The organism is Marinomonas sp. UCMA 3892, from assembly GCF_012726345.1.
Lineage (GTDB): Bacteria > Pseudomonadota > Gammaproteobacteria > Pseudomonadales > Marinomonadaceae > Marinomonas.
The window spans coordinates 1-13,797 of sequence record NZ_PTXN01000020.1; the positions used below are offsets into that span (position 1 = coordinate 1).

The window sequence follows — 13,797 nt, forward strand, 5'->3', positions numbered from 1 at the left end:
GAGTGAAGGCTCCAGATCATCAAAATGACAAAGACACATAGAATTACGATGAAAACAACATCGGTYTGATACTTGGTTATCTCTATTTCAAAATGAATTGTTAAAGATCCAAGCACGTATTCGCGTGTTTTGAGACAAGTCGAAAGACAATGCAATAAACGCATAGCTCAAAACAAACGCAAAACGAATTGCTTGACGATCATAGAGGCGTTGAACCACCTGATCCCATCCCGAACTCAGAAGTGAAAAGCGCCATCGCCGATGGTAGTGTGGGAGATCCCATGTGAGAGTAGGTCGTCGTCAAGCTTTATATTGAAAAGAACCCCGTCCTGCTAAGCAGGGCGGGGTTTTTTCGTTTAAGGGACGTAAAATAGCCTCTCTCACGTGTGGGGCTCTTTATCAAAGATACGCGGTACCGTCCCATAAAGTGTGTCTTCTTTCATTAAAGCCATTTCTCTTCTCTATTTAATGAAACAGGTGGCTTTTTAAAAAACGACTCACTGGATATTGATAATTTGAACGCGTCAGCGCGACTCCAATGCCAAGATAGAAATTTCCTAAACAGAGAAAAAGATTAACGATGCCTCTACAGTAAACGGCTTCAGATTTATAAGGCAGAAAGATGTATAACCTCTATGACTTTATTGTTTTAAACAAGAAGTAATTCTATTTTTTTGAGTTAAAGGAGGGGGAGGTATCTTTGCTTCTTTAAATTAGAGCCAATTTGTCTTCCGGGCGTTATTTTTTCGAGCTAACTTTGAAAGGCGCTATTTCCTATATACAGATTTGTATTATTAAAATTGAAAGCGTCGAAAAAAAAATTACTTAGGCGGTATCTTATTCAATTGTAAGGTAATTGTAATAATATTGGATTCATCCTATACATTAGTGGTTATATACCTATAATACTTGCTGTCTTAATTGACTGATTTATCAAAGAAATTTTCTAATCTATATAAAGGATATATATATGAAAAAGTTAGCATTGTCACTTGTACTAGCCGGCATGTCAGCAACTTCTTTTGCAGCTGGCGGTCATGGACCAGCTGGTTGTGGTCTAGGCACTGAGTACGTGTTCAAAAATGCTGATACTTGGTACGAGCACGTAATGGCTGCGACTACTAACGGTACTTCTGGAAACCAAACTTTTGGTATGACTTCTGGTACTCTAGGTTGTGAAGATGCAAATGGCCCTCTTTCTGGCAGCGTTGCAGTATTTCTAAACGAAAACCTAGAACCTCTAGCTGTAGATATGGCTAAAGGTGATGGCGAAACTCTAGACGCTTTTGCTTCTCTAATGGGTGTAAAACCTGAAGATAAAGCTTTGTTTAATGCTGAAATGAAACAAAACTTTGATCAAATTTTTGCTTCTGCAGAAGTTACTCCTACTACTGCGCATGAAGGAATTACTAATGTATTAGCTAATTCTCAAGAATTATCTAAATACCTAGGTTAATTTTAATCACGCTTGTCAAATGAGAGCTATGCCAGTGAAGGTGTAAGCTCTCATTTTTTTTGTCTACAAAAGAGTGGTGTTGTGTATAAATCCCACCGTCCTAAAAAGTAACTTTATATGCGTTTTTTAGTTTATTTATCGTTTGCTCTATGGTGCTTTTCAGCATTTGGAGCTAACTCTAAGTCCGAAGTATTGGATGATCGTGTACTTACCGAGTTGGCGCAAAGCTCTTCATGGCTAGATTTATTGCATTATCATCAGATAGGTATTATTTCACCTAATGAGAGTCAGATAGATGATGCCGAGTTTTTTTTATCTCCTCAGGGTATGATTGATCCCAAAGAAGAATTGAAGGCGACATTACAAGCTTTTCAAACTCCATATGATGGTGATGATGTTAATCAGGCTAGTCAATGTCGTTATCCCGCAAGATTCAATTGGCTGAAAGACCAACATTTAGATCTAAATTTGATAGAGCCAAATTGCCCAGAATTTCAAGATTGGTTTGGTAAATTAAATGGTGAAAGCATCTACCTAGTTTTTCCTGCGGCCTATTTAAATAGTCCTTCTTCCATGTATGGGCATACTTTATTAAGAATCAAGAAGAAAGGGAGTAATTCACCTTTATTAGATTACGCTGTAAATTATGCGGCGAATGCAGATCCAAATGATAACCAATTGGTGTTTAGTTATAAGGGACTTACCGGCGGTTATCCTGGTGTGGTCTCGGTAACGCCGTATTATGAAAAAGTAAAAGAGTATAATTTTTTAGAAAGTCGGGATATTTGGGAATATAAATTGGATTTAACTCAACAGGAGGTAAATCAATTTATTCGGCATGTATGGGAAGTTCGTAATACCTACATGGAATATTACTTCTTTTCAGAGAATTGTTCTTATCAATTGTTAGCCATGTTGGATGCGAGTAGTGATCGTTTAAATACTACGAAGAATTTTAATTATTGGGCAATACCGGCGGATACGGTACGAGAGTTAAAAAATGCCGGTATTATAGAAGATGTCAGCTATCGACCATCTGTCGTTGCGCAAATGAGCCATATGTTGGATTCTCTGAGTGATGAGCAGATAGACGAAGTTAAAGTGTTGGTACTAAATGAGCAGCTCTCATTGGAGGGTTTATCTGACTTTACTGAACTAGAGCAAGCGCAGATCCTTGAGGTGGCTTATCAATACAGCCGTTATCTTTCTGCTAGAGAGAAATCAAAGTTAAAGTATCTAAACTCTCGTTCAATTAAGCTTTTGTCGTTGCGCAGTAAATACGATACAACCAGCGTTTTTTCACCTATTTTGCCGCCAGAAATTAGGGATGATGAAGGTCATAAAACTCAACGTCTTGGAGTGACTCTTGGCGAAACTGAAGGTGATCAGTTTGCTTTGCTAGAGTATCGTCCTTCTTACCATGACTTGCTAGATGCGAAAGGCGGTTATCTTGAAGGTGCTGAATTGTCGATGTTTAGTGGTATCTTGAGGGTAAGTGAGGAGGATAGTCTTCGAGTAGAGGAAATATCCTTTATTAATATTCGATCTTTGGTTGCGGCAAATCCATTAGTTACGCCTAAGTCTTGGCAAGTGAATGCTTCTTTAGTGAGGGATTTTGTGATTGATGATGCTTTGGTGTTTCGACTTAAAGGTGGTGCAGGTGTCACTCACCAAGTGTCTAATAATTTGTTCTCTGTGCTCGTTAACGGTAGCGCTTCGACTAGTCGGCATTATGAGAACACTTATCAGCAAAAATATAAAATTCAACTCGGGCCGCAGTTACAATGGCTATACTCAGGTGATGCCCACAGATTCATGGCATCTTATGAGTTCCTTGATGATATTGATCATCATGATAAGTCATTGGAAATAGGCAAAATCGAATGGTCCTATTTAATGGATGTAGATTGGCAGGTTCGAGCAAAACTAGAACAACAGAAGCAGGATGATTTGAAGCAAAACACTGTTCAGCTATCTTTGTTGCATTATTTCTAATGATTAAGAGGCTAAAGCGGTCATTAGCTAGGTGAGTTGTTGCTTAGCTAATCAAATTTTTAGCCTCTTTTTTCAACCATCCTCTTAATGAGCGAATTGCCTCTTCATCTTTTCTACTTTCCTTGTAGGCGATATAAAAATTTTCACCCGTTTTAAAAGCGCTGCAAGGGAGCTTTACGAGTGGTGTTTCATCTTCTTTTTCATTCATCATGTAGTCGTTAACCAGTGCGATTCCAAGTGAGTGCTTTGCTGCTTCATAAGCCAGCATAAGGTGACTAAATCGATGAAATTGAATATGTTCAGGTAATGTGTGTTTTAGATTAGCAAACCATCGTTTCCAGTCTTCTATGTGGCAATCATAGATGCTGTATGAGGTAATAAGTGGGAATTGAGCAATACAACTAGGAGTAGAGCTCAATTTATTTACTAGCTCTTGGTGGGTTACTGCCCCCAATTTATTCTTAATTGTCTCAATATAGTTTTGGCTGCAAACAGGAAATAGCTCCTCTTGATAGAGCAATTCAAATTGAAATCCACGTTTTTCTTTTTCTGTGGTGATAAAAAAATCTGCCGTTCGATCAGAAAGGTCTGGAGTGCCATGACTCATTTCAATGCTTAGTTCTAGATTTGGATATAAGTGCTTCAGTTCTGGAAGTCTTGGTATGAGCCAATAAACAGCAAATGAGCTATATACAGCCAGTCTGATATGTGTTTTTTGTTGACCTTTAATGTGGTTTGTCGCCTCTTCAATTTGCAATAATGAATTGCTGATAGAGTCTAGATAATGCTTCCCTTCCTTTGTTAATTCGAGCTTTCGTCCTTGCCGGTGGAAAAGGCTTTCACCAAGATGATTTTCTAAAATTCTAATCTGATGAGAAACCGCGCTTTGGCTGACATTGAGCTCATTGGCAGCCAAAGAGAAGCTGTTTAATCTAGCGACAGCTTCGAAGACTGGTAGTGATTTTAGAGGAGGAAGCATATTTTATTATCCAAATAACTAATATATAGAGTAAATATATCACTTTATCTAATGGTGTGTGCTTATTAAGCTAAGATGAATAATGAGAACTCTCTAGGGGATTAGGTGTGTCGGGTCGTACAGTAAGCAGTGCTATTTTGATTCTTGTATTAGGAAGCTTTTTTGCCACCTTGTGTGATGTTTTTATTAAGATGGCACAAGTTGATGTGGCTATTTTTCAGTTCACTTTTTTTCGCGCTGTCTTTATGTGTCTTATTCTTTGTCCTATTGCTGCGATCAAATATTTACGCTCACCTAGATCAATAGCGGCGTTGGGTTTAAAACTACACTTTGTCCGAGGAAATATTTGGGTTTTGGCGGCGGTTCTCCTTGTCATTTCTTTAGCTGAATTGCCTTTAGCAACAGCTAATGCAGTATTTTATACAGCCCCTATTTTTATCATGCTTTTTGGCGCTTTTTTCTATAAAGAGCGCTTAACTGTGGATGTTGTACTTGCTGCAGTATTGGGTTTTATTGGTACTTTGGTGATATTAAGGCCAACTGAAGTGACGTTTGCGATGATAAGTGCGATTCTGTTTGCGGTGGTGTTAGCTGTGAATAGTTTATTGATTAAAAAGCTGCCTCAAGAGCAAAGCATGCTATATGGCTTATTTGTGACTCAGTTTTTTGCTTTGCCGTTGGCCGGTGGTTTAGCGCTTTGGGAAGGGGAAACGTTTGAGCTTGAAATACTGATTTACGCGGCATTATCTTCGATTTGTTCTATCTTATATAGTGTGTCTTGTTTGATTGGATATCGCTATGTAGCGTCGAGTAAAGTGACGAGTGCTGAGTACTCGGGATTGATTTTCGCGTTTCTATTGGGGTGGTGGATTTTTGGCGAAACGCCAGATTTAGGTGTATTTATCGGTTCACTGTTTGTTATTTTGCCATTGTTATATTTAAGTCATCGGGATATTAGGCGGCTGAAAAAAGAGCAATTGCTGTCTAATACACGATCCAATTTAGGTGCTGGTTGAGCAAAGGTTTTTAATCATTTGTTCAATCATATCGGATAGATCACCCTTATCTAAGTAGATGCCATCTATAAACAATCTGGCCAGTCCGTGTAAGCTAGCCCAGGTGGTTTGTCCTATTCTGAGCGGTGTATTGCTATTTGGTAAGATGTTTTGCTCTTGTAATTCTTCTACCCAGTCGATCCAAGCTTTAAAGGTTTGCTTAGAGGCGGCTTTTAGGGAGTCGCTTGGGTTACCTGCCTTCCAAAGTGTTCTACCGTACATCAGGTCATAGGTTTCATTATGTTGTAACGCATATTCTACATAAGCGTGAACGTATTTTTTGAAGCCTTCTTCCGCCGTGTTTTTTTCTCTTCTTAAATCCCTAAGGATTTTTTCTTGCTCACAAAAACCTTGTTCGGCAATAGCGCAGAGTAATGCATTCTTATCTTTAAAATGGTGATAAGGCGCTGTTCTTGAAACACCAACTGTGTCTGCAAGTTTGCGCATACTCAGACTTTCTACGCCTTGCTCTTTGATGATTAAAGAGGCTGATTCGAGTAGGGATTTATTGAGATCACCGTGGTGATATTGGGTTTTTAATGTCGACATGGGGCAGATTAAATACTTCTATCTTGACAATGTCAAAATGAAAATCTATCTTGACAGTGTCAAAATTGCGTGCGGGCAGCAGCAATCGAAAAAATAATAAACAAAGCGAGTCACAATTATGAAGCATTCAACCTTTCCGAAATTATTTACGCCGCTTGATCTAGGCTTTACTCAGTTAAAAAACCGCGTATTGATGGGGTCTATGCATTTAGGTTTAGAAGAGGTGAAAGGTGGCATTGAGAGAATGGCTGTTTTTTATGCTGAACGTGCTCGTGGTGGGGTTGGGCTTATTGTCACAGGTGGTATTGCACCAAATTCTGAAGGCGCAGTTTACGCAGGTGCGGCAACAATGGCCTCTGATGAAGATGTTGCAAAACACCAAATAATAACGAATGCGGTACACTCGGAAGGTGGAAAAATTTGTATGCAAATCCTGCATACAGGACGTTATGCCTACAACCCTAAATTAGTTGCGCCTTCAGCGGAACAGGCGCCAATCAACCCATTTAAACCGAACGCTTTGGATGAAGAAGGAATTGCGAAGCAAATTGATGATTTTGTGAATGCCGCTAAGTTGGCTCAACAAGCAGGCTATGATGGCGTTGAGATCATGGGCTCGGAAGGGTATTTCCTTAATCAATTTATCGCCGTACGCACAAATAAACGGGACGACGAATGGGGTGGGGAATACGCTAACCGTATTCGTTTGCCGGTTGAAATAGTCCGTCGAGTTCGAGAAGCCGTAGGTAAAGAGTTCATCATCATTTATCGCTTATCTATGCTGGATCTTGTGGAAGGTGGCAGTAATTTGGACGAGGTGGTAGAGCTTGGTCTTGCTATTGAGGCCGCAGGTGTCAGTATCATCAGTACTGGTATTGGTTGGCATGAGGCAAGAGTACCAACTATTGCCACTAAAGTGCCGCGCGCTGCGTTTACATGGGTGACGGCAGAGCTACGTAAGTCCTTATCTGTGCCTTTAGTCACCTCAAATCGAATTAATACGCCTGATGTCGCGGAACAAGTACTTGCCCGTGGTGATGCGGATATGGTTTCTATGGCGCGTCCCTTTCTTGCTGACCCAGAATTTGTCTTAAAAGCAGAGCAAAACCGTGTTGACGAGATTAATACCTGTATCGCTTGTAACCAAGCTTGTTTGGATCATGTATTCGAGCAAAAAATGACCTCTTGCTTGGTTAATCCAAGAGCATGTCATGAGACCGAGATTATTATCACTCCTGCCGTATCGGCTAAACGAATTGCCGTCATTGGTGCTGGTCCGGCGGGCTTAGCATTTGCTACAACCGCAGCAAAGCGCGGTCATAAGGTAACTCTATACGATGCCAGTAATGAAATTGGTGGCCAATTTAATATTGCCAAACGTATTCCAGGCAAAGGCGAGTTCTATGAAACCTTGCGCTATTTTGCTCGCCAAGTTGAATTGACGGGCGTGGATCTTCAGTTGAATACTCGTGTTGATGGGGCTTTATTGGAAAGCGAGAAGTTTGACGAAGTAGTTTTGGCAACAGGGATTTTGCCCAGAACACCTGATATTGAAGGAATCGAACATCAAAAAGTATTAAATTACTTAGATGTTATGAAGGGCAAACCCGTTGGTAAACGAGTCGCTGTGATTGGGGCTGGTGGTATCGGTTTTGATATCAGTGAATACCTGCTGTATTCAACCACTCATAAAGAGCAAAGAGTTGAGGATTTTATGTCCCAATGGGGGGTAGATATGAACTTTTCTGCTCGAGGTGGTGTGGAAGGTATGAAGCCTGTATTTGAACCAGCAGAACGCGAGATTTTTTTATTACAACGTAAGAAAAGCAAGGTTGGCGCGAATTTAGGTAAGACAACAGGATGGATTCATCGTACCGAGTTATTAAAAAAAGGCGTTGTCTTTTTGTCTAACTGTGATTATCAGCGTATTGATGATGCCGGTTTGCATTTAACGGTGAATGGCGAGGCATGTTGTCTTGATGTTGATACTATTGTGGTTTGTGCTGGTCAGGAGCCGAATCGATTATTAGAAAGTGACATTAGTCAGCCTGTACATTTCATTGGCGGTGCTGATGTGGCTTCGGAGTTAGATGCGAAACGAGCTATTAAACAAGGTACCTTGTTGGCTTGCTCGTTATAATTAGATAAGGGGCTCGAGAGTGATGGTTAAAAATATGGATTCATCACTCTCGTTATTTATTAAGCATGGATGCTTACACTAATACTTGCCTAGTCTTGGCAATGTAGTAATGAACTTGATCTTCAATGTCAGAATCGACCATGGTTTCGGGACCACAATCATTAGGGCAGGCCATTCTTGGTGTGGTGCCAAAAAGCCGGCAAATTAGTGGGCGTTCATCGTACACCTCGCAACCATTTGGTCCTAAATGAACGCAATTAAGCTCCTCTAAAGCTGCGTCATGCTCTGCATCCGATTTAACTGGTAGGCGTAACATTTCTTCCGAAGAGGCTGTGACAGGTCCGCAACAATCGTGGCAGCCCGATTTGCATTTGAAAGTCGGAATTCGCTCACGTAGTCGTGCAATAATGTCTCGGTCATTGGTCATGTGTTTCTGCCTTTGGGTCGCTGTTTTAGTATTATTGCTGGTATCTTGAGCTTAATTTTTGCCCGAATACCTCGTAAGCTTTCTGTAAATTACTTTATCTCGTTGATTAATGGTGTAACTTATCACATATAAAATATTTGATAAAAGTAACGGTTATTAGCGGCACATTATTAGAGTTGGGGTTTATGCAGGTATTAGAAGCATTGTTTGAATGGATTAGCTTTCACTGGGTAACTATTATCGTCTTGGTGCACATTAGTTTGTCAGTTGTGACATCTTTGCATGTGCTGCTGTTTAAAGAAAACGAACGGACTTCTCTTGCTTGGATAGGTCTGGTGATATTTTCACCTGTCTTAGGTAGTTTGTTCTACTGGTTATTTGGCATAAACCGCATTAGGCGTATAGCAAAAAGAGAGCATCCTCAAACGCTCAAACAAGACTTTCGTTATAAAGAAGATTGTATCGATTTTCACTGTCTACCTGAAAACTGGCATTCCTCAGTTATTGCAGGATACACCATTCATCCAGTGAATTATGTTGATGATAATAGTATTGAACCGCTTGTTAACGGGGATAATGCTTATCCCGCGATGATAAAATCGATTCAAGCTGCAAAACATCACATTGTTTTATCAAGTTATATTTTCGATTATGACTCGCTCGGACGTCAATTTGTTAACGCACTAGCGCAAGCGCAGCAGAGAGGTGTGGTAGTGCATGTTTTGTTAGATGGCATTGGAGTTGGTTATAGTTGGCGTAAATCAGATCGGGCATTAAAGAGACGAGGTGTAAGAACCGCGCAATTTTTACCTGCGATTTCGTTTACGAGTATTCGTTTCATTAATCTAAGAAACCACAGGAAAATACTCTGTGTAGATGGTGAGGAAGCTTATATTGGCGGCATGAATATCAGCAAAAGTAATCTGGTTGGCTCTGCAAAACACCCAATTGATGATGTTCATTTTAAGGTGACGGGCCCTGTTATTGATCAGATTAGTCAAGTTTTTATAGAAGACTGGTTTTTTGCTACAAGAGAGTTGATTCAATTCCCTTCCTACAGCCCAAGTAATCTGAAGGTGGAAAATGATAAATCTGTCGTCGCTAGAGTCATTCAAGATGGCCCCGATGAGCATCATAATAGGATACGCTGGACATTAATTAACGCGCTTGTTTGTGCGCAAACAAGCGTTAAGATTATCACGCCCTATTTCATTCCAGACCAAACATTAATGACGTCTCTTCATGCCGCAGCTTTGCGTGGTGTGTCTGTTGAAATTATTGTGCCGGAGCACAGTAATATTTTATTTGTAGATTGGGTTATGGAAGCCAATTATCCAAGAATCATAGAGCATGGTATAAAAATATATAAAAATAAGCGGCCGTTTGATCACAGTAAAATAGTGCTGATTGATGATGTTTGGTCATTTATAGGCTCAACTAACTGGGATGCCAGAAGTCTAGAGTTCAACTTCGAAATCAATTTAGAGTGCTTTGATACTAATCTGAATATGCAACTGACGGAATTATTTGAGTCTAAAAAATTCAACGCTGAAGGTGTGCTAGAAGAGGATGTTCGAGGCTTATCTATCTACAAGAAAATCCGTAATAACTTATTTCGTTTGTTTTCACCGTATTTGTAATGCGAACAATTGTTCGTTTTTGTTATTTTTAAAGGTTATTTTTTATGATGAAAAGTCGTTATAGTACTGTCGAATCGTTAAAAATAATGGGTAGTGCTTCGAAGCAGGCGATAGGACCAAACATCAAAGTATTGTTGTGGAATGTGTTTAAATGCAAAAGAAAGGGCTGGCAGAGCGATTTTGCTTCCCTCATTAATAATAAAGATTTAATTCTATTACAAGAGGCTATTTTAAATTCCCCCTTTGATGGAATGTTCAACCACTCTTCGCAACATCAGTGGATTATGGCGAGCAGTTTTAAAAACGTAAAGTCTAATATTGAAACGGGTGTTAAAACCGGATCAAGCGTTGTGGCAAATAAGCATTTTTTTTCAGCATCTGCTCATAGTGAGCCTATTACTAAAACCAAAAAGATGGTGTTAGCGACTGAGTATCCGTTAGCGAGAATAGCAGAGTCACCCATTGAGCAGTCGTTGCTCGTTATCAATACTCACATGATTAACTTTGTTTCTTTCGAAAAATTCAGGGCGCATCTTGATCAAGCTTTTCAGGCTCTAGAGCATCATAGTGGTCCGATATTATTAGCTGGTGACTTTAATACTTGGAATAGAAAAAGAATGCAGTATTTTGATGAGCTAGCCATTTCATGCTCGTTAAAAGAGGTGGATATCACTCGTCAACCAAGGCTGGGTCATTTATTTCGTCATCTTGATCACATCTATTGCCGCGGATTAGGTGTTGTTGATGTGCATGTTCACACCGATATCCATTCTTCTGATCATTTCCCAATCAGTTTATCACTTCGTCTCGCAGACGATTAACTTTTCGTACAACTAATTGTTGTCGGTTTTCACGCATTATCTAATAGCTTACTCAAGGTTTGTAGGCGGATTGAAGCTTCTTTCTTGTCCAAGTCGACCAATTGTTGTTGCTCCAATTCGTGTTCGATCATGAGTTTCTGATGACGTATAAAAGACCAATGCGTTGACCTATTTGCCTGTTCAGCGATGCGAATTAGCCCTTCCAATTGGCGTAATTGTACAGCTAAGCATGATTGGGAATATTGACGAATTTGGTCAAAAGCAATGTTTGCTAGATTTTCGAAAGATGTCGTTTTGTAGGTTACTCTCTCTATGTCATTTTCATCATACATGATGCCTTCAGGGAAGTTTTTTTGAGTCAGATCGCAAACCGAAGCCGTAAGTTTATCAATGCAGGCAATGGCCGAATAGGGATCATTTATGCCGGGAGAGAGAGCTCTTAAGGCGATTTCAACCAGTTGGTGAACTGCAAATTCCGGGTCTTGTATTGGCGTGCGTTTTGGACCTAAAGTAAAACAATCATGTAGTGTTTGTTTATCTTCATCCGATAATTGTTTGATGTCGCTTGTCATTACAATCATACGGTTTACAACAAAGTCTCCTGGATTTACTAAAACATTGAGATGTCCATCTAGTCTGCCCATTAGATTGGTTAGGTTTGCGTAGTTGATTGCCTGGATATAGCCGCATGAGTGGCTTCTGAATGGAAATTGCTTGCTGTTTGTTTGTTTTGCATCTTGGATTTGTTTTTTCTGAGTTGAGCAGCTGGTGTCTTCTTCCTCTTTTTGCTGCTTAAAGATTTGGTTGATGCTGTATTGTAGCTCATTATAAACATTGTCTATGACACTGTCAGATTGTAGATTGAGAGAAACATGGTGAATAAAATAAATTAGCAGAAGAATACCGAATAGTGTCATAACTATCGCACCAGCCATAGTCAGGCCTGGAAGGAAGGATCCACCGGCAAAATCATCGGTTGTTCGAACTAGAATGAGGCAGTAAACAAATAAGGAGATAAAAACACCAAGAACAACTTGGGTGCTATAGTCTTCCATAAAATTGCGAATTAATCTTGGTCCAAACTGCGACGAGGCGTTAGTGAGGGCTACAATGGTAATGGAAAATGTGATACTGACGACTGTCATGACACTGCTCGCGATGGTAGTAAGAAGGTCACGGGTGATGCCAGCATTAGCGTGATATAAAAAATTCAGCCAACTTAACGAATGTAGGCCTGCATATAGGTCAATAAGCAGTAGTGATATACAGCTTAAAATGGTGAGAGATAAAATCAAACATGGAGTAAACCAGAAGCTAGTTTTAATAGCATCGTACGCTTTTAATATTTTGGTGTTTTTAATCTTCGATAATAGCAAAAGAATACGCCCTTGTTTGTTGTTGAAAGCTGTCAGTTACTGGCTCTTTTCGTTTGGCTCGCCAGTCTTTAGGAGTTTGAGTAGGTCTTCTCTTTCGATGCTGCCTTTTAGTGCTAAGTCTAGTTGATACTGATATTCATCATTCCAATCTGTGGTCCTTGGACTGAGCGCTGCAAGATCTCCCATGGCTGACTTCATAACTTTTAAAAAAGCCTGAATATTTCGTTCTTGGTCGACCAAAATGTTTTTTAATGCGGTTGCGCTGCTGTGCCTTAGATAGAGTTTAAGTACGTCATTTTGTTCTTCGATCGCTTTTATTTTTGCATCTTGTTGAGATATCGACTGCTCAACATTTGAGAGTAGAGTACTTTGTTTAGTGATTTCTTCTGTGACCTGAGGGTCTTTTTGCGAAGATTGAAGAAGAAAGAAAGTAACGCCTGAAGAGGCCGCAACACTAAAAATAAAGCATAGAAAAAAAGCGATAATGAGCATAGTTGGCTTTTTTTTAGGAACGTCTTCCTGAAGTTTTTTCTCATCAGCAGGTTTTGGTGGCATGGTCTTTCCTCCTTAATTCTTTCCATTAGAGTTAATAGTGTGCTTGTTTGTATAAAAAGGACAAGACTTTTGTCGCTCATGGTTTTTCTAAAGAGTAATGATGTCTTTTTAAGCACATTCAATAGTTTAGTTTTTTCCTTGGTACACGTAAAATATGCTGCACTTATTAAGTGTGGGTAATAACCTACTAAAATAGTCAGGTAAATACTTGATCAAAACAGTAGGATTTGTGTACTATTTACCCTCACTGAATAATTTTAATTGGATAGATTATGCGCCTGACAACAAAAGGTCGTTATGCGGTAACCGCCATGCTTGATCTGGCATTGCATTCGGATCAAGGGCCAGTGTCTTTATCTGATATTTCGAGTCGACAGGGGATATCTTTATCTTATCTTGAGCAGTTGTTCTCCAAGCTTCGTAAAAAGTCATTGGTAAATAGCGTGAGAGGTCCAGGTGGTGGATATCGGCTGAGTCGTTTGAATAGTGAGATTTTTGTTGCGCAAATAGTCGATGCTGTAAACGAGTCTGTCGACGCAACGGGTTGCAAAGGACGAAGTGATTGCCAAAGTGGTAATACTTGTCTTACCCACCATTTATGGTGTGATTTAAGTGATCAAATACATGATTTTTTAAATCAAATTAGCCTAGATCAACTCGTACGTCGAAATGATGTGCGCCAAGTTGCAGAACGGCAAGAATTCGAAAGCCGACAACGCTGTCTTGAAAATGACAAAATTAGAGCGGCCATTGTTGATTAAATAGAGAATAAATTAGTAGAACTTAATGCGCTGATTCACAGTT

At 39.8% G+C, this 13,797-nt stretch carries 12 protein-coding genes and 1 rRNA gene; 8 read left to right on the plus strand and 5 right to left on the minus strand.

The genetic code is table 11. The features are described from left to right. Positions 1-191 precede the first annotated feature (191 nt). The 3 genes from rrf (at position 192) to B6N13_RS20420 (ending at position 3,451) form a co-directional block, all read left to right on the plus strand. Positions 192-306 (plus strand): 5S ribosomal RNA (gene rrf, locus B6N13_RS20410). Positions 307-970: 664 nt separating this feature from the next. Beyond that, positions 971-1,456, plus strand: coding sequence for a DUF3015 domain-containing protein (locus B6N13_RS20415; protein ID WP_169460437.1), 486 nt, complete (start codon positions 971-973; stop codon positions 1,454-1,456). A 117-nt stretch (positions 1,457-1,573) separates the two neighbouring features. Then, positions 1,574-3,451 (plus strand): DUF4105 domain-containing protein, encoded by a 1,878-nt coding sequence (locus tag B6N13_RS20420; protein ID WP_169460438.1) that lies wholly within the window; start codon positions 1,574-1,576, stop codon positions 3,449-3,451. A 43-nt stretch (positions 3,452-3,494) separates the two neighbouring features. Here B6N13_RS20420 and B6N13_RS20425 read toward each other — a convergent pair whose 3' ends face one another. Continuing rightward, complete coding sequence (locus B6N13_RS20425; RefSeq protein ID WP_169460439.1) at positions 3,495-4,430, minus strand: LysR substrate-binding domain-containing protein; 936 nt, start codon at positions 4,428-4,430, stop codon at positions 3,495-3,497. 107 nt (positions 4,431-4,537) lie between these two features. Between B6N13_RS20425 and B6N13_RS20430 the strand changes: the two genes are divergently transcribed. Next, positions 4,538-5,446 (plus strand): DMT family transporter, encoded by a 909-nt coding sequence (locus B6N13_RS20430; RefSeq protein WP_169460440.1) that lies wholly within the window; start codon positions 4,538-4,540, stop codon positions 5,444-5,446. Here the strand turns inward: B6N13_RS20430 and B6N13_RS20435 are convergent. Further along, positions 5,432-6,034 (minus strand): TetR/AcrR family transcriptional regulator, encoded by a 603-nt coding sequence (locus tag B6N13_RS20435; protein ID WP_012069050.1) that lies wholly within the window; start codon positions 6,032-6,034, stop codon positions 5,432-5,434. The genes B6N13_RS20430 and B6N13_RS20435 overlap by 15 nt on opposite strands. Before the next feature lie 118 nt (positions 6,035-6,152). Between B6N13_RS20435 and B6N13_RS20440 the strand changes: the two genes are divergently transcribed. Further along, complete coding sequence (locus tag B6N13_RS20440) at positions 6,153-8,174, plus strand: NADPH-dependent 2,4-dienoyl-CoA reductase (protein ID WP_169460441.1); 2,022 nt, start codon at positions 6,153-6,155, stop codon at positions 8,172-8,174. 73 nt (positions 8,175-8,247) lie between these two features. Here the strand turns inward: B6N13_RS20440 and B6N13_RS20445 are convergent, their stop codons facing one another. Then, positions 8,248-8,601 carry a YkgJ family cysteine cluster protein gene (locus B6N13_RS20445; protein ID WP_012069052.1) on the minus strand — a complete coding sequence of 118 codons (354 nt, stop codon included), beginning with the start codon at positions 8,599-8,601 and terminating at the stop codon, positions 8,248-8,250. A 185-nt stretch (positions 8,602-8,786) separates the two neighbouring features. On the opposite strand from B6N13_RS20445, the gene B6N13_RS20450 reads away from it, so the two are divergent. Together B6N13_RS20450 and B6N13_RS20455 are read left to right on the plus strand one after the other, a co-directional pair. Beyond that, the gene (locus B6N13_RS20450) at positions 8,787-10,241 is read left to right on the plus strand and encodes a phospholipase D-like domain-containing protein (protein ID WP_169460442.1); all 1,455 of its coding nucleotides are present in this window, start codon (positions 8,787-8,789) and stop codon (positions 10,239-10,241) included. Positions 10,242-10,285: 44 nt separating this feature from the next. Continuing rightward, entirely contained in the window at positions 10,286-11,062 is a 777-nt protein-coding gene (locus B6N13_RS20455; protein ID WP_169460443.1) for an endonuclease/exonuclease/phosphatase family protein, read from the plus strand. A gap of 29 nt (positions 11,063-11,091) precedes the next feature. On the opposite strand, the gene B6N13_RS20460 is transcribed toward B6N13_RS20455, so the two are convergent. Together B6N13_RS20460 and B6N13_RS20465 are read right to left on the minus strand one after the other, a co-directional pair. After that, positions 11,092-12,438 carry a DUF2254 domain-containing protein gene (locus B6N13_RS20460; RefSeq protein ID WP_169460444.1) on the minus strand — a complete coding sequence of 449 codons (1,347 nt, stop codon included), beginning with the start codon at positions 12,436-12,438 and terminating at the stop codon, positions 11,092-11,094. A gap of 36 nt (positions 12,439-12,474) precedes the next feature. Next, positions 12,475-12,993, minus strand: coding sequence for a hypothetical protein (locus tag B6N13_RS20465; protein WP_169460445.1), 519 nt, complete (start codon positions 12,991-12,993; stop codon positions 12,475-12,477). Positions 12,994-13,265: 272 nt separating this feature from the next. Between B6N13_RS20465 and iscR the strand changes: the two genes are divergently transcribed. After that, on the plus strand, positions 13,266-13,754 hold the full coding sequence (iscR, locus tag B6N13_RS20470) for a Fe-S cluster assembly transcriptional regulator IscR (protein WP_012069057.1): 489 nt from the start codon (positions 13,266-13,268) through the stop codon (positions 13,752-13,754). Positions 13,755-13,797 lie beyond the last annotated feature (43 nt).

What these genes read in the sequence shown, in the direction of transcription:
- B6N13_RS20415 (WP_169460437.1), top strand. Translation starts at nt 971, where the DNA reads ATGAAAAAGTTAGCATTGTCACTTGTACTAGCCGGCATGTCAGCAACT.
- B6N13_RS20420 (WP_169460438.1), top strand. Translation starts at nt 1,574, where the DNA reads ATGCGTTTTTTAGTTTATTTATCGTTTGCTCTATGGTGCTTTTCAGCA.
- B6N13_RS20425 (WP_169460439.1), bottom strand. Translation starts at nt 4,430, where the DNA reads ATGCTTCCTCCTCTAAAATCACTACCAGTCTTCGAAGCTGTCGCTAGA.
- B6N13_RS20435 (WP_012069050.1), bottom strand. Translation starts at nt 6,034, where the DNA reads ATGTCGACATTAAAAACCCAATATCACCACGGTGATCTCAATAAATCC.
- B6N13_RS20440 (WP_169460441.1), top strand. Translation starts at nt 6,153, where the DNA reads ATGAAGCATTCAACCTTTCCGAAATTATTTACGCCGCTTGATCTAGGC.
- B6N13_RS20445 (WP_012069052.1), bottom strand. Translation starts at nt 8,601, where the DNA reads ATGACCAATGACCGAGACATTATTGCACGACTACGTGAGCGAATTCCG.
- B6N13_RS20450 (WP_169460442.1), top strand. Translation starts at nt 8,787, where the DNA reads ATGCAGGTATTAGAAGCATTGTTTGAATGGATTAGCTTTCACTGGGTA.
- B6N13_RS20455 (WP_169460443.1), top strand. Translation starts at nt 10,286, where the DNA reads ATGATGAAAAGTCGTTATAGTACTGTCGAATCGTTAAAAATAATGGGT.
- B6N13_RS20465 (WP_169460445.1), bottom strand. Translation starts at nt 12,993, where the DNA reads ATGCCACCAAAACCTGCTGATGAGAAAAAACTTCAGGAAGACGTTCCT.
- iscR (WP_012069057.1), top strand. Translation starts at nt 13,266, where the DNA reads ATGCGCCTGACAACAAAAGGTCGTTATGCGGTAACCGCCATGCTTGAT.